Origin of the sequence: Dermatobacter hominis (genome assembly GCF_020715685.1) — a bacterium.
Taxonomy (GTDB): Bacteria; Actinomycetota; Acidimicrobiia; order Acidimicrobiales; family Microtrichaceae; genus Dermatobacter; species Dermatobacter hominis.
In genome coordinates, this window is the sequence record NZ_CP085840.1 from 1,728,541 (window position 1) to 1,749,719 (window position 21,179).

The 21,179-nt window shown below is 74.4% G+C and carries 18 protein-coding genes; 10 read left to right on the forward strand and 8 right to left on the reverse strand.

Annotation, left to right across the window (positions count from 1 at the left end):
- Nucleotides 1-12: 12 nt before the first annotated feature.
- Nucleotides 13-972, reverse strand: a complete 960-nt coding sequence (locus tag LH044_RS08030) for a TIGR03557 family F420-dependent LLM class oxidoreductase (protein ID WP_227759417.1) — start codon at nucleotides 970-972, stop codon at nucleotides 13-15.
- 171 nt (nucleotides 973-1,143) lie between these two features.
- On the opposite strand from LH044_RS08030, the gene LH044_RS08035 reads away from it, so the two are divergent.
- Both LH044_RS08035 and LH044_RS08040 read left to right on the forward strand, forming a co-directional pair.
- Nucleotides 1,144-2,637 (forward strand): sensor histidine kinase, encoded by a 1,494-nt coding sequence (locus tag LH044_RS08035; protein WP_227759425.1) that lies wholly within the window; start codon nucleotides 1,144-1,146, stop codon nucleotides 2,635-2,637.
- Nucleotides 2,634-3,389 (forward strand): response regulator, encoded by a 756-nt coding sequence (locus LH044_RS08040; RefSeq protein ID WP_227759435.1) that lies wholly within the window; start codon nucleotides 2,634-2,636, stop codon nucleotides 3,387-3,389. Before LH044_RS08035 ends, LH044_RS08040 begins: the two co-directional genes overlap by 4 nt.
- 44 nt (nucleotides 3,390-3,433) lie before the next feature.
- Here the strand turns inward: LH044_RS08040 and LH044_RS08045 are convergent, their stop codons facing one another.
- On the reverse strand, nucleotides 3,434-4,015 hold the full coding sequence (locus LH044_RS08045) for a Rho termination factor N-terminal domain-containing protein (RefSeq protein WP_227759442.1): 582 nt from the start codon (nucleotides 4,013-4,015) through the stop codon (nucleotides 3,434-3,436).
- A 112-nt stretch (nucleotides 4,016-4,127) separates the two neighbouring features.
- Between LH044_RS08045 and LH044_RS08050 the strand changes: the two genes are divergently transcribed.
- Nucleotides 4,128-5,318 carry a zinc-dependent alcohol dehydrogenase gene (locus tag LH044_RS08050; protein WP_227759450.1) on the forward strand — a complete coding sequence of 397 codons (1,191 nt, stop codon included), beginning with the start codon at nucleotides 4,128-4,130 and terminating at the stop codon, nucleotides 5,316-5,318.
- A 106-nt stretch (nucleotides 5,319-5,424) separates the two neighbouring features.
- Here LH044_RS08050 and LH044_RS08055 read toward each other — a convergent pair whose 3' ends face one another.
- From LH044_RS08055 to glgX, 4 genes are all read right to left on the reverse strand, one after another.
- Nucleotides 5,425-5,967 carry a hemerythrin domain-containing protein gene (locus tag LH044_RS08055; protein WP_227759451.1) on the reverse strand — a complete coding sequence of 181 codons (543 nt, stop codon included), beginning with the start codon at nucleotides 5,965-5,967 and terminating at the stop codon, nucleotides 5,425-5,427.
- A 91-nt stretch (nucleotides 5,968-6,058) separates the two neighbouring features.
- A complete protein-coding gene (treZ, locus tag LH044_RS08060; protein ID WP_227759454.1) occupies nucleotides 6,059-7,777 on the reverse strand; it encodes a malto-oligosyltrehalose trehalohydrolase in 1,719 nt (572 codons plus the stop codon).
- A complete protein-coding gene (treY, locus tag LH044_RS08065) occupies nucleotides 7,774-10,416 on the reverse strand; it encodes a malto-oligosyltrehalose synthase (RefSeq protein ID WP_227759456.1) in 2,643 nt (880 codons plus the stop codon). Before treY ends, treZ begins: the two co-directional genes overlap by 4 nt.
- Before the next feature lie 4 nt (nucleotides 10,417-10,420).
- Nucleotides 10,421-12,547 (reverse strand): glycogen debranching protein GlgX, encoded by a 2,127-nt coding sequence (gene glgX, locus LH044_RS08070; RefSeq protein ID WP_227759458.1) that lies wholly within the window; start codon nucleotides 12,545-12,547, stop codon nucleotides 10,421-10,423.
- Between the two features lie 144 nt (nucleotides 12,548-12,691).
- Between glgX and LH044_RS08075 the strand changes: the two genes are divergently transcribed.
- From LH044_RS08075 to LH044_RS08090, 4 genes are all read left to right on the forward strand, one after another.
- A complete protein-coding gene (locus LH044_RS08075; protein WP_227759460.1) occupies nucleotides 12,692-13,048 on the forward strand; it encodes an MGMT family protein in 357 nt (118 codons plus the stop codon).
- 72 nt (nucleotides 13,049-13,120) lie between these two features.
- Nucleotides 13,121-13,483: a hypothetical protein gene (locus LH044_RS08080; protein WP_227759463.1), complete on the forward strand. Its 363-nt coding sequence runs from the start codon at nucleotides 13,121-13,123 to the stop codon at nucleotides 13,481-13,483.
- A 102-nt stretch (nucleotides 13,484-13,585) separates the two neighbouring features.
- Nucleotides 13,586-15,880 carry a catalase gene (locus tag LH044_RS08085; protein ID WP_227759465.1) on the forward strand — a complete coding sequence of 765 codons (2,295 nt, stop codon included), beginning with the start codon at nucleotides 13,586-13,588 and terminating at the stop codon, nucleotides 15,878-15,880.
- Between the two features lie 6 nt (nucleotides 15,881-15,886).
- Nucleotides 15,887-16,204, forward strand: a complete 318-nt coding sequence (locus LH044_RS08090) for a hypothetical protein (RefSeq protein ID WP_227759467.1) — start codon at nucleotides 15,887-15,889, stop codon at nucleotides 16,202-16,204.
- Nucleotides 16,205-16,221: 17 nt separating this feature from the next.
- On the opposite strand, the gene LH044_RS08095 is transcribed toward LH044_RS08090, so the two are convergent.
- Both LH044_RS08095 and LH044_RS08100 read right to left on the reverse strand, forming a co-directional pair.
- Nucleotides 16,222-16,761 carry a D-glycero-alpha-D-manno-heptose-1,7-bisphosphate 7-phosphatase gene (locus LH044_RS08095; protein ID WP_227759470.1) on the reverse strand — a complete coding sequence of 180 codons (540 nt, stop codon included), beginning with the start codon at nucleotides 16,759-16,761 and terminating at the stop codon, nucleotides 16,222-16,224.
- Complete coding sequence (locus tag LH044_RS08100; protein ID WP_227759472.1) at nucleotides 16,754-17,764, reverse strand: glycosyltransferase family 9 protein; 1,011 nt, start codon at nucleotides 17,762-17,764, stop codon at nucleotides 16,754-16,756. The genes LH044_RS08095 and LH044_RS08100 overlap by 8 nt, the downstream gene beginning before the upstream one ends.
- 177 nt (nucleotides 17,765-17,941) lie before the next feature.
- Here LH044_RS08100 and LH044_RS08105 point away from each other — a divergent pair, with 177 nt between their 5' ends.
- The 3 genes from LH044_RS08105 to LH044_RS08120 are packed head-to-tail and all read left to right on the forward strand — an operon-like array spanning nucleotide 17,942 to nucleotide 21,168.
- Complete coding sequence (locus tag LH044_RS08105; RefSeq protein WP_374210603.1) at nucleotides 17,942-19,138, forward strand: glycosyltransferase; 1,197 nt, start codon at nucleotides 17,942-17,944, stop codon at nucleotides 19,136-19,138.
- Nucleotide 19,139: 1 nt separating this feature from the next.
- On the forward strand, nucleotides 19,140-20,495 hold the full coding sequence (locus LH044_RS21945; RefSeq protein ID WP_309568856.1) for a PfkB family carbohydrate kinase: 1,356 nt from the start codon (nucleotides 19,140-19,142) through the stop codon (nucleotides 20,493-20,495).
- Entirely contained in the window at nucleotides 20,473-21,168 is a 696-nt protein-coding gene (locus LH044_RS08120) for an SDR family oxidoreductase (RefSeq protein WP_227759481.1), read from the forward strand. Before LH044_RS21945 ends, LH044_RS08120 begins: the two co-directional genes overlap by 23 nt.
- Nucleotides 21,169-21,179 lie beyond the last annotated feature (11 nt).

The following is a 21,179-nucleotide window of genomic DNA, read 5'->3' on the forward strand; positions in this document are numbered from 1 at the left end:
CTCCCGATCGGGTCAGCCGACCTCGGGGCGGACCTCTCGCTCCCAGAACTCGAGCAGCACGTCCAGGTCGTCGCCGACGGGCACGATGGCGATGCGCTCGAACCCGGCGTCCTGGTAGGCGCGCAGCGCCGCGACGTACGGCGCCGGATCGGGTCCGCTCGGCACGCTGTCCACGAGGTCCTCGGGCCGGACCTGGCTGGTGGCGGCGTCGAAGTTCACGGGGTTCGGCAGCTCCGACATGACCTTCCAGCCGCCGGCGCCGAACCGGAAACGGCTGCGGGCCAGCTCCCGGCCCTCGTCGACCGACGGCGCCCACGCGAAGGGCACCTCGGTCCACGTCATCGAGCGGTCGCCGCCGCCCTCGACCCAGCCGTCGACGAGCTCGGCCTTCGACTCGGTCGCGACGATGGCGTCGGCGCCGCAGCGTCGGGCCACCTCGAGCGAGGCGGGTCCGCTCACGGCGACCGCGAGGTCGGGCGGGTCGTCGGGCAGGTCGAACAACCGGGCGTCCTCGACAGACAGGTGCTGGCCCCGGATGGTCGTCCAGTCGCCGGTCCACAACGTCCGGATGATGTCGACCGCCTCCTCGAGCATCTCGTGCCGGAGGTCCACCGACGGGAAGTGGCCGCCGGTCACGTGCTCGTTGAGCCGCTCCCCGGCGCCGACCGCGAGCGTGAAGCGGCGGTTCGACATGGCGGCCACGGTGGCCGCCGCCTGGGCGACGATCGCCGGGTGGTACCGGAGGATCGGGCAGGTGACGCCCGTGGCCAGCTCGATCGTGGTGGTCCGCGACGCGATGGCACCGAGCACCGACCACGCGAACGGGCTGTGGTGCTGCTCGGGCAGCCACGGGTGGAAGTGGTCCGAGATGGACACGAACTCGAGCCCGCGAGCCTCCGCCGCGATCGCCTGGTCGACCAGGGTCACCGGGCCGCGCAGCTCCGACATCAGCTTCAGTCCGAACACGGTCATCGGGGCACCTCCTGAGCCGCGCGCCTACCCGTCCCGGGGTGCTCCGACCACCGCCGTCCCGGTGCGACCCCGGTGGAGCGGTTCACCGACCCGCCTCCGGGGTAGGACCCCGACCGGTCGCGCCGAGCACCGGTACCCTCGACCGGCCGACGATCGGGAGCCCGAACACCGATGCCACATCCGCAGCTCGACGCCTTCTTCGACGCGCTGGTCGACTACGGGCTCGTCCTGCTGGACCCCGACGGGGCCGTCGTGAGGTGGAACCCGGGCGCCGAGCAGATCACCGGCTACCCGGCCCGGATCATGGTCGGCTCGAGCATCGGGTTGCTGCAGCCCGAGGACGACGCCGGGCAGACCGAGGCCGACCTGGCCGTCGCGGTGGCCGACGGCCGCCACGAGCACGTCGGTTGGCGGCGACGTGCGGACGGCTCCGGGTTCTGGGCCAGCACTGTCACCACCGCCATCCGCGGCGACGACGGCCGCCTCTCCGGCTTCGGGGTCATCATGCGCGACCTCACCGACCAGAAGCGGGGCGAGGACGCGCTGCGCGAGAGCGAGCAGCGCTTCCGGCTGCTCGTCTCCGGCGTGGCGGACTACGCCATCTTCCTGCTCGACCCCGACGGCACGATCGCGAGCTGGAACCTGGGCGCCGAACGGCTGAAGGGCTACACCGCCGGCGAGATCATCGGCCGGCACCTCAGCACCTTCTACACCGACGAGGACCGCCGCCGGGAGCTGCCCCAGCACGGGCTGCGGGAGGCCCGAGCCAACGGGCGGTGGGAGCAGGAGGGCTGGCGTCTCCGCAAGGACGGCTCCCGGTTCTGGGCGAACGTCGTGATCACCTCGCTGACCGGCCCCGACGGCGAGCACCGCGGCTTCACGAAGGTCACCCGCGACCTCACCGACCGGAAGCGCAACGAAGACGCCCTCCGCGGGGTGCTGGAGCGCGAGCGGGACGCCGCGACCCGTCTCCGGGAGCTCGACCGCATGCGGGGCGACCTCATCGCGATCATCACCCACGACCTGCGCGCGCCGGTCGGGGTGCTGCGCAACCTCATCGACCTCTACCGCGACGAGCGCGACGAGCTCACCACCGCCGAGGCGGGGGAGCTCGTCGAGCGGATGTCGGGCAAGGCCGAGCTGCTGGCGTCGCTGGTCGACGACGTGTTCGAGATGACGCTGCTCGAGGCCGGCCACCTGCAGTTCGAGGCGGCGCCGGTGGACCTGGACGGCCTCCTCGAGCAGCTGGCGCAGGACGTGCTCACGACCGCCGGACGTTCGGTCCGGGTCCTCGAGGGCGGACCGAGGTGGGTGCGCGCCGACGGGCACCGGCTCTGGCAGGTGCTGAACAACCTCCTGTCCAACGCCGTGAAGTTCTCGCCCCCCGACACGCCCATCCAGGTCGCCACCTCGGAGGACGGCGGGCTCGTGCGGGTGTCCGTGTCGGACCAGGGCCCCGGCATCCCCGCCGAGCACCTCGAGGAGGTGTTCGAGCCGTTCCGACGGCTGGCGTCGCCGATCCCGGCCCCCGGCAGCGGGCTCGGGCTGCACATCGCCAAGCTGCTGATCGAGGGCCAGGGTGGTCGCATCTGGGCCGAGCCCGGCCGGGCACGGGGCGCGACGGTCGTGATCGAGCTGCCCGAGGGCGAACCCGCACCGGCATGAGCGCGTCGCTCGAGCACCTGCGGGTCCTCCTCGTCGACGACGACGCCGACCAGCGCTTCGTCCTGCGCCGGCAGCTGGCCCGGCGCGGCATCACCGACGTCGAGGAGGCGGCGGACGGGGCGAGCGCCGTCCGCGAGGCGGAGCACCACCGGCCCGACCTCGTCGTACTCGACCTCGCGATGCCGGGGCAGTCCGGCATGGACGTGCTGCCGGAGCTGCAGGCGGTCGCCGCCGACTCGCGGATCGTCGTGCTGTCGAACCTGCCCGCCCACCGCGTCCGCAGCGCGACCGAGCGACGGGGCGCCTACGGCTTCGTGAGCAAGCGGACCGAGCCGGACCGGGTGGTGGAGGAGCTCCTGCTGGCCGCCGCCCTGATCGACGGCTCACGCCGGTCCACGGTGCGGCTCGGCGCCGACCGCTCCGCGCCGTCGCTGGCCCGGGCGATGGTCCGCTCCACGCTCGACGAGGCCGGCGAGGACCTGCTGATGACCGCGGAGCTGCTGATCAGCGAGCTCGTGACCAACGCCGTGGAGCACGCTGCCGCGGCACCGTCGGTGACGCTCGACCTGTCGCCGGACCGGCTGCGGGTGGAGGTCGCCGACGACGACCCCCGGGGCGTCGAGCCCCGGTCGCCCCGTCCCGACCAGGCGGGCGGACGAGGTCTGGGGTTGGTGGACCGCCTGGCCGACCGCTGGGGCCAGGACGCGACCGACCGCGGCAAGGTCGTCTGGTTCGAGATCGCCCGCCGCTGACCGCCTCGCCGTGCGCGCCCGGTCGGGGCTGCGGGTGGAGCGGGTCAGGTCCGGGTGCTGTCCGAGCCCGGCTCGAGCGCCTCGACGAGCTCCCGCTTGGACAGCCGCGAGACCCCGCTCAGGCCCTGCTCGCGCGCCCGCTCCCGGAGCTCGGCCGCCGTGAGCGAGGACAGCTCGTCCTCGGTCTCCGACAGCAGCTCCTCGGCCGTGGCCGGGCCACGGGCCAGGTCGCCGTGGGCGTCCCGGTCGAGCAGCTCGGCCAGCGCGGGCGCGTCCGCCACCGTCACGGTGAGCGACGGGTGGCGCAGCCACCCCAACGGGTCGATGCCGCGCACCGACCGGTGGAAGCGGATGCAGACGCCGCGCTCCGGGTTGGTGGCGAACGTGAGCCCGCGATCGGCGAACGAGAGGTGGGGCGGACCGATCACCTTGGGCCAGGCGTACGGGCCGCCGACCTCGGCGCCGGCGACGTTGTCGAGGGCGGTCCTGACCACCCACGGCCCGAACCGGGCCACCAGGGCGTCGTCGGCCACCACGACCCGGGCGCTGCTCGGCTGCACGCCGAGCGGGGCGACGGCGACGCGGAAGGCGGGGTGGAAGCGGAACGGGAAGACGATCTCGGCCATGCCGGGCCCCTACCCGCCGGCTCCCAGCGCGACACCGGGAATCGGTCACGGGCGACCGGGTAGGCCTCCCGCCGGCGCGCCAGGTCGCGCGTCGACGACGAAGGAGCCGAACATGAAGGCACTGGTGTGGCACGGGCGACGGGACGTGCGTTGCGAGGAGGTCCCGGATCCGAAGATCGAGGAGCCGACGGACGCGGTGATCCGGGTCACCTCGTCGGGTTTGTGCGGGTCCGACCTCCACCTCTACGAGGTCCTCGCCCCCTTCCTCACCGAGGGTGACGTCCTCGGCCACGAGCCGATGGGCATCGTCGAGGAGGTCGGCGCCGAGGTCGAGGGCATCAGCCCCGGTGACCGGGTCGTGATCCCCTTCAACATCTCGTGCGGCCACTGCTTCATGTGCGGCCAGGGGCTGATGACGCAGTGCGAGACGACGCAGGTGCGCGAGGAGGGCATGGGCGCGGCGCTCTTCGGCTACACGAAGCTGTACGGCTCCGTCGCCGGCGGCCAGGCCGAGTACCTGCGGGTGCCGCAGGCGCAGTTCGGTCCGATCGTGGTGCCCGAGGGGCCCGACGACGACCGCTTCGTCTACCTCTCCGACGTGCTGCCGACCGCGTGGCAGGCGGTCGAGTACGCCGCGGTGCCGCCCGGCGGCAGCGTCGCCGTGCTGGGCCTGGGCCCCATCGGCGACATGGCCACGCGCATCGCGCTGCACCGCGGGGCCGGGACCGTGATCGGCATCGACCTCGTCCCCGAGCGGCTGGCCCGGGCCGCCGCCAACGGCGTGGTCGCCATGGACCTGGCCCGGCCCGACGACCTGGTCGAGGCGGTCCGGGAGCTCACGGACGGCCGAGGTCCCGATGCCGTCATCGACGCCGTCGGCATGGAGGCCCACGGCGACGCGGTCGGCACGCTGGCCCACCGCATGACTGCGCTGCTGCCCGACTCCCTGACCGAGCAGCTCATGCAGCACGCCGGCATCGACCGGATGGCGGCGTTCCACACCGCGATCGACATGGTCCGCCGCGGCGGGACGATCTCGCTCAGCGGGGTGTACGGCGGCATGGCCGACCCGCTGCCGATGCTGACCCTGTTCGACAAGCAGATCCAGCTGCGGATGGGCCAGGCCAACGTCAAGCGATGGGTGCCCGAGATCCTGCCGCTGCTGACCGGCGACGACGACCCGCTCGGGGTCGACCACTTCGCCACGCACAGGGTGCCGCTCGACGAGGGTCCTGCCGCCTACTCGGCCTTCCAGAAGAAGGAGGACGGCGCCGTCAAGGTGCTGTTCCAGCCCGGTCGCTGATCCCCACCCTGACCCTCGGCGCCTCTGGACCCGGAGCGTCGATCCGGTCCCGCTCCCGAGGGCGATCGCCCACGGGAGCGGGACCAGGAGCGTCGGGGTCGAAGGCTCAGGACGAGCCCCGGACCGCCTCCGCCAGCTCCTGCTTGTCCATCTTGGAGCGGCCCGCGATCCCCTGCTCCTGCGCCTCGCGGTACAGCTCGTCGCGGGTGGGCTCGTCGTCGTCGCCACGGCCCGACCCGACCTGCTGCTCGAGCTCCTCGGGGTCCATGCGGGCCAGGCGGTCGCCGGCCTCGCTGCGCAGCTTCGGGAAGATCTCGCGCTCCTCCTCGCCGACGTGGTGGCCGAGCCCGGCCTCGAACATGTCCAGGGCGGCCTCGAACCCCGGACGGTCCTGCAGGTCGAACAGCCAGCGCAGGCTGCGGCGGGTGAGGTCGTGCTCGACGTCCGCCCCCTCGCGCTCCTCCTCGTCGAACACCTCCTGGACGATCGGGTAGATGAAGCGCTCCTCCACCGCCATGTGGGTGCGGAGCGCGCTCCTCAGCTCCTCGAGGGTGGCCGTGCGCTCGGGACCGGCCTCGCTGTCCTTCAGCCGTGCGACCAGCTGCTCCGCCGTGCGGTGCTCCTGCTCCAGGTGGTCGATGACGTCCATCCGGGTACCTCCTCCGTGTCCGCCGCGGGCGACCGCCCGGCGGCTCGTCGGCGACGGGCCTACCCGGTGCCCGGGGCGGGCAGACGCCCGGTCAGCCGGCCTCGACGACGACGGCCGAGCCCGGCGACGTGCGGGCGGCGCCGCCGTCGTGCGCGGCGTCGCCCCACGAGGCGAGCACCTCGCCGGGCAGGACCGAGGCGCGGGTCGGCCCGTGCGGGCGCAGGTCGGCGACGAGGGCGAGGCGGCCCCGCCGGACCGTCACGACGCCGTCGGCGAGGTCGACCGCGTCGAAGGGTCGGGGCAGCGGCGCCGGCTCGAGGTCGGGGTGTCGGGCCCTGATGCCGAGCAGCGTCCGGTACCACTCGAGGACGCGGGCATGGTCGCCGTCGCGCCGCTCGTCCCACCGCAGGACGGCCCCCCGGAACGAGGAGGGGTCCTGCGGGTCGGCGATCTGGTCGTCCCGCCAGCCGAACGCGGCGAACTCCTCGCGCCGGCCCCGTCGCACGGCGTCGGCGAGCGGGCCGTCGAAGTCGGTGAAGTACGGGAACGGCGTGGAGGCGGCCCACTCCTCGCCCTGGAAGAGCAGGAGCGAGAAGGGCGACAGGATGGTCAGCGCGGCGGCCGCCGCCGTGCGGTCGACCCCCACCAGGTGGTGCAGCCGCTCGCCGGCGGCGCGGTTGCCGACCTGGTCGTGGTTCTGGAGCGCCACCACCAGCTGCTCGGACGACACGCCCCGGACGGGGCGGCCGGGGGTCAGGCCGCGCGCCGTCGCGAACCGGTCGCCCTGGAACACGTAGCCCTCCACGAGCGCCCGGGGCAGGTCCTCGGGCGCGTAGTCGGCGTAGTAGCCCTGGTCCTCGCCGGTGAGCGCCACGTGCACCGCGTGGTGGAGGTCGTCGGACCAGTGGCCGTCGAGACCCGTGCCGGCGGGCGGCGGGTGGACGAGCCGTGCGTCGTTGCGATCGGACTCGGCGACCAGCACCACCCGGCGTCCGAGCCGTTCCGATGCGGCCGCCACCTCGGCCACCACCTGTTCGAGGTACGGCCGGGCCGTCGTGTCGACGAGCTCGTGCACGGCGTCCATCCGCAGCCCGTCGACGCCGACGTCCTCGATCCAGAACAGGGCGCTGTCGATCAGGAAGCGCCGGACCTCGTCGCTGCCGGGACCGTCCAGGTTCACGGCGTCGCCCCAGGGCGTGCGATAGCGGCCGGTGAAGTACGGGCCGCTCCGGGCGAGGAGGTTGCCCTCGGGACCCAGGTGGTTGTGGACGACGTCGGCCAGCACGGCGAGCCCGCGGGCGTGGGCCGCCTCGACCAGGTGCCCCAGGTCGACCGCCGTCCCGTACGGCTCGTGGGTCGCCGACAGGTGCACGCCGTCGTAGCCCCACCCGTGGTGGCCGGCGAACGACGCGAACGGCATCAGCTCCACGTGGGTCACGCCGAGCTCGACGAGGTGGTCGAGGTGCTCGATCGCCGCGGTGAAGGTGCCCTCGTCGCTGAACGTGCCGACGTGGACCTCGTGGATCACGGCGCGGCGGAGGTCCCGCCCGGTCCACGACGTCGCCTCGGTCGGCGCCAGGTCCAGCACCGCGGAGGGGCCCAGCGCGCCGTCGGGCTGGCGTCGCGACCGCGGGTCCGGGACCTCGTCGCCGTCGACGACGAAGCGGTACCGGTCGCCGTCCTCGGCCTCCACCGCGGCTCGCCACCACTCCCCGTCCCGGCGGCACGCCACGTCCTCGCCGCCGATGCGCACCGAGACCGCGGATGCCGCCGGCGCCCAGAGGCGCAGCTCGCGGACCTCGCGGCTCATGCCGGCTCCAGCAGGGCGACGGGCTGGTCGCCGGCCAGGTCGCCGAGGCTGACGTGTCCACGGTGCGGTCCGGAGCCGACCGCGCCGACGACGGGCCGCCAGGCCCCCGGCGGCAGGGTCAGCCCCGCACCGGCCGGCAGCGTCGGGCACGCCCCGGTGGCGGCGACCACGACGGCGGCGCCGGGACGGACGAACGCGAGCACCCCGTCGACGCCCTCGGCGTGCAACGGCTCGTAGGACCGCGGCTGGACGAGCGCACCGGCGTGCCGGGCCCGCACTCGCAGCGCGGCCTGCACCAGCCGCGCCTTGCGGGACGAGAGGTCGTCGCCCACCGGTCCCGAGAGGGACGCGCGCAGCGCGCCGAGATCGGGCGGGACGCGGTTGTCCGGATCGACCAGCCGGAGCAGCTCCACCTCGCTCCCCCAGTAGAGGTCGGGGACGCCGGGGGCCATCAGCTGCACCAGCTTCTGCCCGAGCGAGATCGCGTCGGCGTCGGGGCCGAGCTCGGCGACCAGGTCGGCGACCTCGTGCAGGAACACCGTGTCGGCCAGCACTGCCGTGGCGTGGTCGAGCACGGCGGACTCGACGGCGTCGTCGGGTCGCAGCCAGCTCGAGTCGACCTTTCCCTCCCGCAGCACCTTCACCAGGTGCTCGTGGAGCCGCTCGACGGTGAGGGGGTGCGCTGTCACGAGGGTCTGGTAGATCCACATCCGCGTCGCGGGCCTCGGGCCGTGATCGCCGACGAGGTGGTCGTGGCGGCGGAACCAGCCGCGGACCACCTCGGCCCAGCGGTCCGCCCGACCGGTGAGCGCGGCGGCCCGGGCCCGCACGTCCTCGCTGCGCTTCGAGTCGTGGGTCGACAGCCCGGTCATCGTCGCCGGCCAGCGCGCCGCGAGCGCCGACATGTGCTCGTGGAACGCCGACGCGTCGAGCGGTCCGGCCTCGGGGCGGGCGCCGACCTCGTTGCGGGCGATCAGGCGCACGTCCCGGTACCAGGCCGTGTCCTCCTTGCCCTTCGCCATGGTCGGGCCGCTCAGCTGCTCGACCCGCGTCCGGAGGCGCTCCGCCAGCGGATCCACCACGGCCGCGTCGCCGGCGAGGGGGGCTCGGCACAGCACCGCCCCGAGCAGGTCGACCACCTCGGGGTCGAGGTCGGGGCGGCGGGTCCGCACGTCGCCCAGCATGCGGGCGAGCACGTCGAGGTCGGCCGCGGAGGGCGGGCCCTCGGCGGAGTAGGTCCGATAGACGTCGAGCGCGGCCGCCGCCTCGCGCAGCACCTCGTGCAGCTCGTGGCGGGTGACGTCGCGCAGCCGTCGTTGCGTCTCGCACAGCTGGAGGAACACGTCGGTCACGCGGTTCAGGTCCGCGGCGAGCACGTCGCGGAGCACCTCGAGCTTGCAGTCGTGGACCAGCTCCTCGATGGTCGGCGCCGCGCCGACGAGCTCGTCGCGCACCTCCGACATCCGCCCGAGGCCGCGCTCGTCGAGGAACAGCCGCGCCACGAGCTCGGCCACGTCGTAGCCGGTGGTGCCGTCGACGGCCCACTCCGGCAGCCGCTCGTCGGCCTCCAGGATCTTCTCGGCCACCGTCCAGCGCCCGCCCGACAGGTCGGAGAGCCGGGAGAAGTAGCCGCCCGGCCGGGCCAGGCCGTCGGGGTGGTCGACGCGCAGCCCGTCGACGAGGTCCTCCTCGATCCAGGTCCGCACGGCCTGGTGCGTGAGGTCGAACACCTCGGGCCGGTCGACCCGCACGCCGATCAGCCCGTTGATGTCGAAGAACCGCCGGTAGCCCAGATCGTGGCTGGCGGCCTTCCAGTTGGCCAGGCGGTAGTGCTGCTGGCCGAGCAGCTGGTCGAGCGCCTCGATGTCCGCCGTGACGTCGGCCAGCGCGGCGGCGATGGCCCCGCCGAGCGCCGCCGAGCCGTCGAGCCGCTCGGCGAGCAGCTCGTCGAGGGCGTCGACCTCGGTCGCTCGTGCCTCGGCGTCGAGGTCGACGGTGCGGGCGAGGTCCCGGGCGACGAGGCGCAGGACGTCGTCATCGAGCGCCTCCGCCGCCGCGGCGACGATCGGGGCGGTCGTCGAGGGCTCGAGCGGCAGCTCGAGGTCGCCGTGGCGCACGACCACCTCGTGGCCGGTCCGGTCGAGGACCAGGCCGCCCGACTCCAGCACGCGGCCGTAGTGATCGGGCAGGACGGGCAGGAGCACCGAGCCGCGGATGCGACGTTCGGGGTGGTCCCAGTCGATGTCGAACATGCGGGCCCAGCGGCTCGCGGGACCGTGGCGGAGCACGTCGCGCCACCAGCGGTCGTTCACCGGGTCGAGCGCCATGTGGTTCGGGACGATGTCGACGACGAGCCCCATGCCGCGCGACCGGGCGGCGTGGGCCAGGCGCCGGAAGGCGTCGTCACCGCCGATCGCCGGGTCCACCCGGGTCGGGTCGACCACGTCGTAGCCGTGGGTGCTGCCCGGCGTGGCGGCCAGCACGGGCGACAGGTACAGGTGGCTGGCGCCGAGCGATCGGGCGTGGTCGAGCCATCCGTCCTCGGCGACCCCGTCGAGGGTGAGCCCGTCGCGGAGCTGGATGCGGTAGGTGGCGGTGGGGACCACGCGGCCGTCGACCGACGGCCTCGGCGGGCTCACCGGCTCACTCCCCGTCCCGGTCGATCCGCAGGACCACGATCGAGCGGGGGGCGACGACGACGCGCTGCGAGCGGATCGCCCGGGGTTGGACCGACGCCGCCCTGGTGTCGATGACCCGCACGTGGCGGGCGCCCTCCTCCTGCGGCAGCGTCCAGCGGATCGTGCCGTGGTGGGCGTTGAACAGCACGAGGAACGAGTCGTCCACGACCCGCTCGCCCCGCGGCCCCGGGTCGGTGATCGCCCCGCCGTCGAGGCGGATCCCGACGGCTCGGGAGAAGCCCGCCGTCCAGTCCTCGTCGGTCATCTCGGTGCCGTCGGGCCGGAACCACACCAGGTCCCGGGTGGGCCCCTCGCCGCCGCGGATGTCGCGGCCGGTGAACCACCGCCGCCGGTGGAACACCGGGTGGAGGCGGCGGAACGCGATCGCCTGGCGGGTGAACTCGAGCAGCTCGCCGTTGGCCTCGAGCGAGTCCCAGTCGAGCCACGTCAGCTCGCTGTCCTGGCAGTAGGCGTTGTTGTTGCCCTGCTGGGTCCGGCCGATCTCGTCGCCGGCCAGCACCATGGGGACGCCCTGCGACAGGAGCAGCGTCAACAGGAGGTTGCGCTGCTGGCGCGCCCGCAGCTCCAGCACGCCCTCGTCGTCGGTGGGGCCCTCGACGCCGCAGTTCCAGGAGCGGTTGTGCGACTCGCCGTCGCGGTTCTCCTCGCCGTTGGCCTCGTTGTGCTTCTGGTCGTAGCTGACGAGGTCGGCCAGCGTGAACCCGTCGTGGGCCGTCACGAAGTTGATGCTGGAGGCGGGGCTCGAGTCGCCGGCGTAGAGGTCGGAGCTGCCGGTGAGCCGGCCGGCGAACTCGGCCAGCGTGGCCGGCTCGCCCCGCCAGTAGTCGCGGACGGTGTCGCGGTAGCGGCCGTTCCACTCCGACCACAGCGGCGGGAAGTTGCCGACCTGGTAGCCGCCGTCGCCGACGTCCCACGGCTCGGCGATCAGCTTCACGCAACCGATCACCGGGTCCTGCTGGATGAGGTCGAAGAACGGGCCGAGCCGGTCGACCTCGTGGAGGCCGCGGGCCAGCGCGGACGCGAGGTCGAACCGGAACCCGTCGACGTGCATCTCCTCGACCCAGTACCGGAGGCTGTCCATCACGAGCTGCAGCGTGTTCGGGTGCCGCATGTTCAGCGTGTTGCCGGTGCCGGTGTAGTCCATGTAGTAGCGGGCGTCGTCGGTGAGGCGGTAGTACGCGCCGTTGTCGATGCCACGGAACGACAGGGTGGGCCCCTGGTGGTTCCCCTCGGCCGTGTGGTTGTAGACGACGTCGAGGATCACCTCGATCCCGGCCGCGTGCAACGAGCGGACCATGTGCTTGAACTCGCCGACCGGGTCGGGTCCGGCGGCGTACTCGTGGTGGGGGGCGAAGAACCCGATCGAGTTGTAGCCCCAGTAGTTGCGCAGCCCCCGCTCGACGAGGTGGGCGTCGTGGAGGAACTCGTGCACCGGCTGGAGCTCGACCGCGGTGACGCCGAGGCCGACGAGGTAGTCGATCACCGCCGGGTGGGCGAGCCCGGCGTAGGTGCCGCGCTCGTGCGCCGGCACGGCGGGGTGGCGGGCGGTCATGCCCTTGACGTGCAGCTCGTAGATGACCGTCTCGTGCAGCGGGCGGTCCGGCCGGTGGTCGTTCCCCCAGTCGAAGTGCGGGCTGGACACGACCGACCGGGGCACGAACGGGGCGCTGTCCGACGGCTCCGGCTCGTCGGGTGCGTCGAACTGGTAGGCGAAGCACGCCTGGGACCAGTCGGTGGTCCCCGTGATCACGCGGGCGTACGGGTCGAGCAGCAGCTTGGCCGGGTTGTGCCAGAGACCGTCGGCGGGCGACCACGGGCCGTGGACCCGGTAGCCGTAGGCGGTGCCGGACCCCACCTCGGGGAGGTAGGTGTGCCAGCAGTGGGCGTCGACCTCGGTGAGCTCGCGCCGGTGCTCCTTGCCGTCCTCGTCGAAGGTGCACAGCTCCACCGCCTCCGCGGTCGAGCTGAACAGCGAGAAGTTGGTCCCGAACCCGTCGGGCGTGGCGCCGAGCGGCAGGGCGCGCCCCGGCCAGGCCGCTCCGTCCGTCTCGAGCTGTGCTGCGCCGTCCACCCGACCTCCGTTCCGCGATCTGCGTGAGGCCTGTCCGTACCCCGGTGCTGCGCCGTCAGACGGCGCCCTCCGTCACCCGGCGCCTCGCCCGCCGCAGTGGTCGGGGACGGGGACGAGCCGCAGCGAGGGGTAGGAAGCCGGTGCATGGCGACGATCCACGCGGCCCCCGGGCCGGAGCCCGGGCCGACCGCCCTGCCACCGGGCGCGGCGCCCTGGCCCGACGACCACGAGCCGACCGCGTTCCAGCTCGCGGTGGTCGAGCTGGTGTCCGGGCTGGCCGAGGGCGAGCTGATGACCTACGGCGAGGTGGCCGACGAGCTCGGACGGCCCGGCGCCGGTCAGGCCGTGGCCAACGTGCTGCGCGGCGTCCCCGACCTGCCGTGGTGGCGGGTGGTCCCCGCCGAGGGCCGGCTGTACCGCACGCACGCCCCGGTCCAGGCCCCGCTGCTGCGGGCCGAGGGCCACACCGTCGACGAGCACCGACGGGTCCACCCCCGCTGAGCGGCCCGTCGCCCGACACAGGATCCGCGGCGCGGATGGCCGGCAGGGCGGTGGCCGGGTAGGGGGATCGACATGGCCGACCGTGAGCGCTCGCTGGACCCCGCCAACCCGACCGACACGCCGCTCGGCGAGGTCGTCGACGACCTCGGGGACGAGGGCTTCGAGGGCCAGTTCCGCAGCGAGGGCGGTGCCCGCATCCGCTGCCTCACCTGCGACAGCACCTTCGAGGCGTCGACGGTCGTCGCCGACGACGTCACCCGCCTCGAGGGAGTGTCGGATCCCGCGGACATGACGATGGTCGTGCCGGTGACGTGCCCGACGTGCTCGACCGCCGGCACCCTCGTGCTCGGCTACGGGCCCGATGCGTCGGCCGAGGACGCCGACGTCGTGCGCGCCGTGTCGCGCCGCCCGTCCGGGGCCGGTCCCGACACCTGACGTCCCCCGCTCGAACCGACCCGTGGCGCGGCGAGGGACGACGGGCGCGCCATCCCCCGAACAGGTCGTGCTGATCACGCGATCGCCGGGTAGGGCCGACCCATGCCCAGCACACCTCGACGCAACGGTTCCGCGACCAGCAAGAAGAACGCCGCGGCGAAGAAGGCGCCCGCGAAGCGGCCCACCGCCAAGAAGGCTGCGACCAGCGCACCGCCGGCCCGGAAGGCCGGCGCGCCCGCCGCGGGCGCCCGCACGGCGTCGACGCCCCGAGCGGTCGAGCAGGGCCGGGCGGCGTCGAAGCAGCAGACCGCCAAGAAGCGGGCGGCGAAGAAGTCCGCGCCGCGCAAGGCGGCGGCGGTCGAGGGCGCGGCGAGGGGCCGGATCGAAGGCCGCTCGGTGCAGCCCCCGGAGGGCACCCCGTCGGCGGCCAACTTCCGTCCGCCGTGGGCCCAGGCCGGCGACCGGCTCACCACCGCGCAGGGCCTCCGCGTCGACGACAGCGACAACAGCCTCACCGTCGCCGAGCGGGGCCCGACGCTGCTCGAGGACCACCACCTGCGGGAGAAGATCACCCACTTCGACCACGAGCGCATCCCCGAGCGGGTGGTGCACGCCCGCGGCGCCGGCGCGCACGGGACGTTCGAGTGCACCGACGGCCTCGACGACGTGTGCGCCGCGGCGTTCCTCCGGTCGGGCGCCGTGACCCCGGTGTTCACGCGCTTCTCGACCGTCATCGGGTCGAGGGGCTCCGCGGACACGGTCCGCGACGTCCGTGGCTTCGCGACGAAGTTCTACACGGAGCAGGGCAACTTCGATCTGGTCGGCAACAACATCCCCGTCTTCTTCATCCAGGACGGCATCAAGTTCCCCGACCTCATCCACGCCGCCAAGCCCGAACCCGACATGGAGATCCCGCAGGCCCAGACCGCGCACGACACGTTCTGGGACTTCGTGTCGCTGCAGCCGGAGTCGACCCACATGCTGATGTGGGCGATGTCGGACCGGGCCATCCCCCGCTCGTACGCCACGATGGAGGGGTTCGGCGTCCACACGTTCCGCCTCGTCGCCGCGGACGGCTCGACCACACTCTGCAAGTGGCACTGGAAGCCGGTGGCGGGCGTGCACGGGCTCGTGTGGGAGGAGGCGCAGAAGATCGCGGGCGTCGACCCCGACTTCCACCGCCGTGACCTCTACGACCGCATCAACTCGGGCAACGCGCCGCGCTGGGAGCTCGGCGTCCAGCTGATGCCCGACACCCCCGACCAGACGTTCGAGGGGATCGACCTCCTCGACTCCACGAAGATCGTCCCCGAGGAGCTGTGCCCGGTCCGGACCGTGGGGACGCTGACGCTGCACACGCCTCCGGCCAACTTCTTCGAAGAGACCGAGCAGATCGCCTTCCACCCCGGTCACCTCGTCCCGGGCATCGATCTCGTCGACGACCCGCTGCTGCACGCCCGGCTGTTCTCCTACCTCGACACGCAGCTGACCCGGCTCGGCGGCCCCAACTTCGCCCAGATCCCGATCAACCGCCCGCTCGCCTCCGTGAACGACGACCACCGGGACGGCTTCATGCAGCAGGCGGTGCACGAGGGGATCGCCCCGTACGTGCCCAACAGCCTCGGCGGCGGGTGCCCGTTCGCGTCGCCCGAGACCGCGTACGTCCACCGGCCGCAGCCGGTCGAGGGCACCAAGCGCCGGGTCCGGCCGCAGAGCTTCGACGACCACTACAGCCAGGCGACGATGTTCTTCGCCTCCCTGACGCCCGACGAGCAGGAGCACCTCATCGGTGCCTTCCGGTTCGAGCTCGGCAAGTGCACCAACGTCGAGGTCGTCAGCCGCATGGTCGGCAACCTCGCCCACGTCGACGCCGAGCTCTGCGCCCAGGTGGCGGTCCACCTCGGCATCCCCGCGCCCACCTCCGACGCCGAGGCCGCGGCCATGACCTCTCCGGCGCTGTCGATGGCGCCGACCGGACCGGGACCCGTCGACGGCCGCAAGGTGGCGGTGCTCGTCGGCGACGACACCGATCCGGCCGGGCTGGCCCCGCTGCAGGAGGCGGCCGACGCGCTCGGCGTCGAGGTCGTCGCGATCGGGCCCCGCTTCGGCGAGCTCGCCGGCGGCGCGACCGCGGACCGCACGCTGCACACCGCCGCGTCGGTCGAGTTCGACGGGGTGATCGTCGCGACCGCGGCCCACGAGGGGATCGCGTTCTTCACGCAGGAGGCGTACCGGCACCACAAGACCGTCGGCGCCGTCGGCACCGGGGACCTGGCAGCCTGCGCCATCGACCTCACCGCTCCCGGCGTGACGGGCGACGACCCCGACGACTTCCTCCAGGCGCTGGCGCTGCACCGGCACTGGGATCGCCCGACCCTCGGGTCACCCGGCGGCTGAGCGTCCGTGGCGGACCTCGGCATCCCCCCTGGCTGGACGGACCTCGGCCTCGTGCTCGTGCACCTCGAGCCCTCGTCGGTGACGATGGACTGCGTCGTCGCGGGGGTGCGGTCGATCCCTCCGGCCGACGCCACCGGCCCGGTGCGCGGCCACCCCGTGGCCGTCCGCATCCACGCCCCCGCCGACTCCGCCGCCCGCGACGAGCTCGAGACCTGGTTGCGCTCCGACCCGGCGGTCGCGCTGCTCACCGACCACGAGGGCTCCGTGCTCCTGCTCACGCTCGACGAGCGGATGATCGCCCTCGAGCTGGATCGGGGCGCCTGACCGTTCAGGCTGACCGTTCAGGCCCGGAGCGGCTCGACCAGGTGGCGCACCGCGGCGCCGAGGTCGGACGCCACGAGGTCGGCGGCCGCCACCTCCACGCTGAGGGTCCGGGCGTTGGGCACGAGGATCCCGATCCCTCCTGCGGCCCGGGCCGCCTGGACGTCGGCGAGGATGTCGCCCACGACGGCCACGCGCCCGGGGAGGACCCCGACGTGGCGCGCCGCCGCCAGCACCATCCCGGGCGCGGGCTTCCGGCACGAGCAGCCACCGGACCGGGCGTGCGGGCACCACCGCACGACGTCGAACGGCCCGAGCAGCTCCTCCACCCGGCGGTTGACCGCCCGGACCTGGGTGGCCGTCAGCCGGCCGTCGGCCACCCCGCTCTGGTTGCTGACGATCCCGACCTTGGCGTGGCGGCGCGCCAGGTCCACGGCCTCGGCGGCCCCGGGGACCGGCCGCACGAGCGCGGGATCGCCGTTGTAGGGGACGTCGTGGACGAGCGTGCCGTCGCGGTCGAACAGCACCAGGTCCACGAGCGGGCCCGGCGGGTCAGGCACCGACGCGGGCCTCGACGGTCCGAGCGACGAGGCGGTCGACCGCGTCGGCCACCGCGACGCCGTCCACCCCTGCCAGGCAGTGCTGCGTCGGCTCGGGGCACGACCGGGCCCGGCAGCCGGCGCAGTCGACGTCCTGGTCGCCGAGCCGCTCCGTCGCCACGCCCCAGGGTCGCCACCGCTCCCACGGGACCGTCGGCGGGAAGGCCGAGACGACGGGCGTCCCCACCGCGGCCGCGAGGTGGGCCGGTCCGGTGTTGCCGACCACCACCGCCGCCGCCCGGCCGAGCGCGACGGCCAGGCCGGCCAGGTCGAGCTCCCCCGCCGACGCCACCGCGCCGGGGACGTCGGCGGCGACGGAGCGCACCAGGTCGGCCTCGGACGCGGCACCGGTGACCAGCACCCGCCGGCCCCGACGGGTGAGCTCGCGCACCGCGTCGGCGAACACCTCGGGTCGGAGGGTGCGGGCGGGCACCGACGCGCCGGGGTGGACGACGACGTGATCGGCCTCCCTGGGCGGGGCCGGCACCTCGACGCGCAGCCGACCGTCGTCGCCGGGCCCGAGGGCGTCGCCGCCGGCCGCGACGAGCGACAGGGCGCGGCGCACCTCGTGGAGGTCGTCGGGGACGCGGTGGCGCAGGTCCAGCAGCGAGCCCGGGTAGTCGTCGCTGATCGCCTCGATGCGAGCGACGCCGGCGAGCCGGAGCAGCAGCGCCGTGGGCAGTGCGCTCTGGTGGAACGACGTCAGCACGACCGCACGGTCGACACCCGCCGCCCGCACCTCGGCCACGAAGCGCTCGATCGCCGCCTCGTCGACCGGCGGCGGCTGCGCCGCGATCCACGGGGCCTCGAACGCGATCGTCGACGTGACGCCCGGCAGGAGCCGGGCGGCCGGCAGACCGCGAGGCGACGCGGCGTAGACGACCTCGCTCCGCTCCGAGAGGGCGCGGACCGCCGGGCCGCTCAGCAGCACGTCGCCGGCGTTGTCCAGGCGGACGACCAGCACGCGAGGGCGCAGCAGACCGGATCGCCCCGGTTGAGGTGTCACGGGACTCCCCTTCCCCGGTCGTCGGCGAAGAGAAGCGGTTCTCCCGTGCGCTGGTCTACTGCCCGGAGAAGCGGTTAGGGCCGCGACGTGACCGACGATCCCAGCCCTCTCGGCCCACGCGTCCGGCGTGTGGCCATGGTCTCCGAGCACGCCAGCCCCCTGGCGGTCCTGGGCGGCGTCGACGCGGGCGGGCAGAACGTGCACGTCGGCGAGCTGGCGCGCCACCTCGCCCAGATGGGCGTGGACGTGGACGTCTACACGCGTCGCGACGATCCCGACCTCCCGAGGGTCGCGGCGTTCGCACCGGGCGTGCTCGTGCACCACCTGGACGCCGGGCCGGCGGAGGCGGTGCCGAAGGACCGACTGCTCCCGCACATGCCGGCGATGGCGCGCGAGCTGCAGGTGCGGCTGGACGCCCGGCCGGTCGAGCTCGTCCACAGCCACTTCTGGATGAGCGGGCTCGCCGCCGTCACCGCGGCGTCGGCGAGCCACACCCCGGTGGTCCACACGTTCCACGCCCTCGGGGTGGTGAAGCGGCGCCACCAGGGCGCCGACGACACGAGCCCACCCGAGCGCATCGGCATCGAGCGGTCGCTGCTCCGGGAGTGCGACGCGATCATCGCGACGTGCAGCGACGAGCGGCGGGAGCTGCTCGACCTCGGCGCCCGGCCCGAGGCCGTCCACGTCGTCCCGTGCGGAGTGGACGCGTCGACCTTCCGGCCCAACGGGCCCAGCTTCGAGTGGCGGACCCGCCACCTCCGGGTCCTCGCGGCCGGCCGCCCGGTCCCCCGCAAGGGGGTGGCGGAGCTGATCGCCGCCGTGGCGCGGGTGCCCGACGTCGAGCTCGTCGTCGCCGGCGGGCCGCCCCTCGACCGGTTGGGGTCCGACCCGGAGCTCGTGCACCTGCACGGGCTGGCCCGCTCGCTCGGCTGCAGCGGGCGCGTCCGCTTCGTCGGCGCCGTGGGCCGGCGCGCGATGGCCGACCTGGCCCGCTCCGCCGACGTCGTCGCCTGCACCCCGTGGTACGAGCCGTTCGGGATCGTGCCGCTCGAGGCGATGGCGTCCGGGGTGCCGGTCCTGGTCAGCGGCGTGGGCGGCATGCTCGACACCGTCGTCCACGACGTCACCGGGCTCCACGTCCGACCCAGGGACGTCAACGGCATCGCCGCCGCGCTGGAGCGGCTCCAGGACCCGGAGCTCCGTCGGCGCCTCGGGCGGGCAGGGCGGAAGCGGGTCACCGAGCACTTCACCTGGGACCGCGTGGCGCGCGCCACCCTCGACGCCTACCAGCGGACGGTCTCGGCGTCCCGGGTGCTCGGCGGGGTGGCCTGACGTGGCCCGTCTGGTGGTCGTGGGCGATGCCCTGCTCGACGTCGACGTCGTGGGCACCGCCGAGCGGCTCGCGCCGGACGGGGTCGCGCCCGTGGTCGACGAGGGGGCGAGGACGCTCCGGCCGGGTGGTGCCGGGCTCGCCGCCGTGCTCGCCGCCAGCGCCGGGGACCAGGTGACGCTCGTCGCCCCGATCGGCGACGACGAGGCCGGGCGCGCCCTCGGCCGTGCGCTCCGGTCCCACGGCGTGGACGTCGTGGCCGTCCCGGTCGCCCGGACGACCACGAAGACGCGGATCCGGGTCGGCACGACCACGGTGGCTCGGCTCGACCGGACCGGCGAGCCGCTCGACGAGGACGTCGCGGTGCCCGAGCTGTCCCATCTGGCGCGTCACGCCGATGCCCTCGTGGTGTCGGACTACGGGCTCGGCACCGCCGGGCTCGGGGCGGTGCGACGGACGATCCGGCGCAGCGCGGTCGACCTGCCGGTGGTGTGGGACCCCCACCCGCGAGGACCCGCGCCGGTCGCCGGGACGATCGCCACGCCCAACGAGGCCGAGGCGGGGCTCCCCGTCCGGGACCGCGGCGTCGCCTCGGCGTGCGAGGCCGCCGCGCGCCTGCGCCGCGAGTGGCGGTGCCGGGCCGTGGTGCTGACCCGGGCGGAGCTCGGCGTGGTCGTCGACGCGGTCGGCGAACCGCCGCGCGCCATCCCCGCACCGGCCGTCGAGGCCGTGGACAGCTGCGGCGCCGGCGATCGGCTCGCGACGGCGATGGCCAGCTCGCTGTCGGCGGGACGGGCGCTCGACGACGCCGTGCGTGAGGCGATGGGCCACGCGTCCGCGCTGGTCCGGCGCGGGGTGGAGGCGCACCTTGCTGCGCCCGCTCCGCCCGGGCAGCTGGACGCGATCGGGGTGGCCGAGCAGACGCGTCGCAGCGGCGGCGTGCTCGTCGCGGCCGGCGGCTGCTTCGACCTCCTCCACGCCGGGCACGTCGCGCTGCTGGAGCGGGCGAGGTCGATGGGCGACGCGCTGGTCGTGTGCCTCAACTCCGACCGGTCGGTGAGGGCGCTCAAGGGACACGACCGGCCCGTCGTCGGCGAGCACGACCGGGCGGCCGTGCTGCGCGCGCTCCGCTGCGTCGACGCCGTCGCCACCTTTGAGGGTCCGGACCCGGTCGAGCTGCTCCGCCTGATCCGGCCCGACGTGTTCGTCAAGGGCTCGGACTACGCCGGCGCGCACATCCCCGAGGCCGGCGCGATGGCGGAGTGGGGCGGGCGCATCGCGACCGTCCCGCTCGTCCCCGGGCGATCGACCACACGACTCCTGCAGGAGGTCCGACTTGACCAGCGAACGACAGCCTGAGCTCCACCTGGTGACCGGCGGCTCGAGCGGCCTCGGCGCCGCCGTCGCCCAGCGACTCGACGACCGGGGCGACCGCGTCCTGGTGCTCGACCGCAAGCCGCCCGAGACCGACCTGCCGTGGATCGAGGTCGACCTGGCGGACCCGGCGTCGGTCGACGCCGCCATGCTCGACGTGCTCGACCGCACCGAGCACCTCGACGGCGTCGTGTACGCCGCCGGCGTGGACGCCTGCGGCGAGCTGGAGGACGTCGACGGCACGTCCTGGGACCGCGTCGTCGGCGTGAACCTCCTGGGCGCGGCGCGCGTGGTCCGCCACGCGCTCCCCGCGCTCCGCGAGCGGAACGGCATCGTCGTCACGGTGGCGTCGACGCTGGCGCTCAAGTCGCTCCCGGCCGCGACCGCCTACTGCGCGTCCAAGGCGGGCGTCCTCGCGTTCACGCGGGCGCTGGCCGCCGAGGAGCAGGGCCGCACGCGCGTGACCTGCATCATCCCCGGCGGGATGGCGACCTCGTTCTTCGACGGCCGCCCGGAGCGGTTCGCGCCCGGCCCGGACGCGGTGCTGAACGACCCGTCGGACGTCGCCGCCGCGATCGTCTTCGCCATGGACCAGCCGCCGGGGTGCGAGGTCCGGGAGCTGGTGATCTGCCCGTCGGTCGAGCCGTCCTGGCCCTGACCGCTCCCCTG

Excerpts from the sequence above, each read along its gene's own strand:
- LH044_RS08030 (WP_227759417.1), bottom strand. The coding sequence starts at position 972 with ATGACCGTGTTCGGACTGAAGCTGATGTCGGAGCTGCGCGGCCCGGTG.
- LH044_RS08035 (WP_227759425.1), top strand. The coding sequence starts at position 1,144 with ATGCCACATCCGCAGCTCGACGCCTTCTTCGACGCGCTGGTCGACTAC.
- LH044_RS08040 (WP_227759435.1), top strand. The coding sequence starts at position 2,634 with ATGAGCGCGTCGCTCGAGCACCTGCGGGTCCTCCTCGTCGACGACGAC.
- LH044_RS08045 (WP_227759442.1), bottom strand. The coding sequence starts at position 4,015 with ATGGCCGAGATCGTCTTCCCGTTCCGCTTCCACCCCGCCTTCCGCGTC.
- LH044_RS08050 (WP_227759450.1), top strand. The coding sequence starts at position 4,128 with ATGAAGGCACTGGTGTGGCACGGGCGACGGGACGTGCGTTGCGAGGAG.
- LH044_RS08055 (WP_227759451.1), bottom strand. The coding sequence starts at position 5,967 with ATGGACGTCATCGACCACCTGGAGCAGGAGCACCGCACGGCGGAGCAG.
- treZ (WP_227759454.1), bottom strand. The coding sequence starts at position 7,777 with ATGAGCCGCGAGGTCCGCGAGCTGCGCCTCTGGGCGCCGGCGGCATCC.
- LH044_RS08075 (WP_227759460.1), top strand. The coding sequence starts at position 12,692 with ATGGCGACGATCCACGCGGCCCCCGGGCCGGAGCCCGGGCCGACCGCC.
- LH044_RS08080 (WP_227759463.1), top strand. The coding sequence starts at position 13,121 with ATGGCCGACCGTGAGCGCTCGCTGGACCCCGCCAACCCGACCGACACG.
- LH044_RS08085 (WP_227759465.1), top strand. The coding sequence starts at position 13,586 with ATGCCCAGCACACCTCGACGCAACGGTTCCGCGACCAGCAAGAAGAAC.
- LH044_RS08105 (WP_374210603.1), top strand. The coding sequence starts at position 17,942 with ATGGTCTCCGAGCACGCCAGCCCCCTGGCGGTCCTGGGCGGCGTCGAC.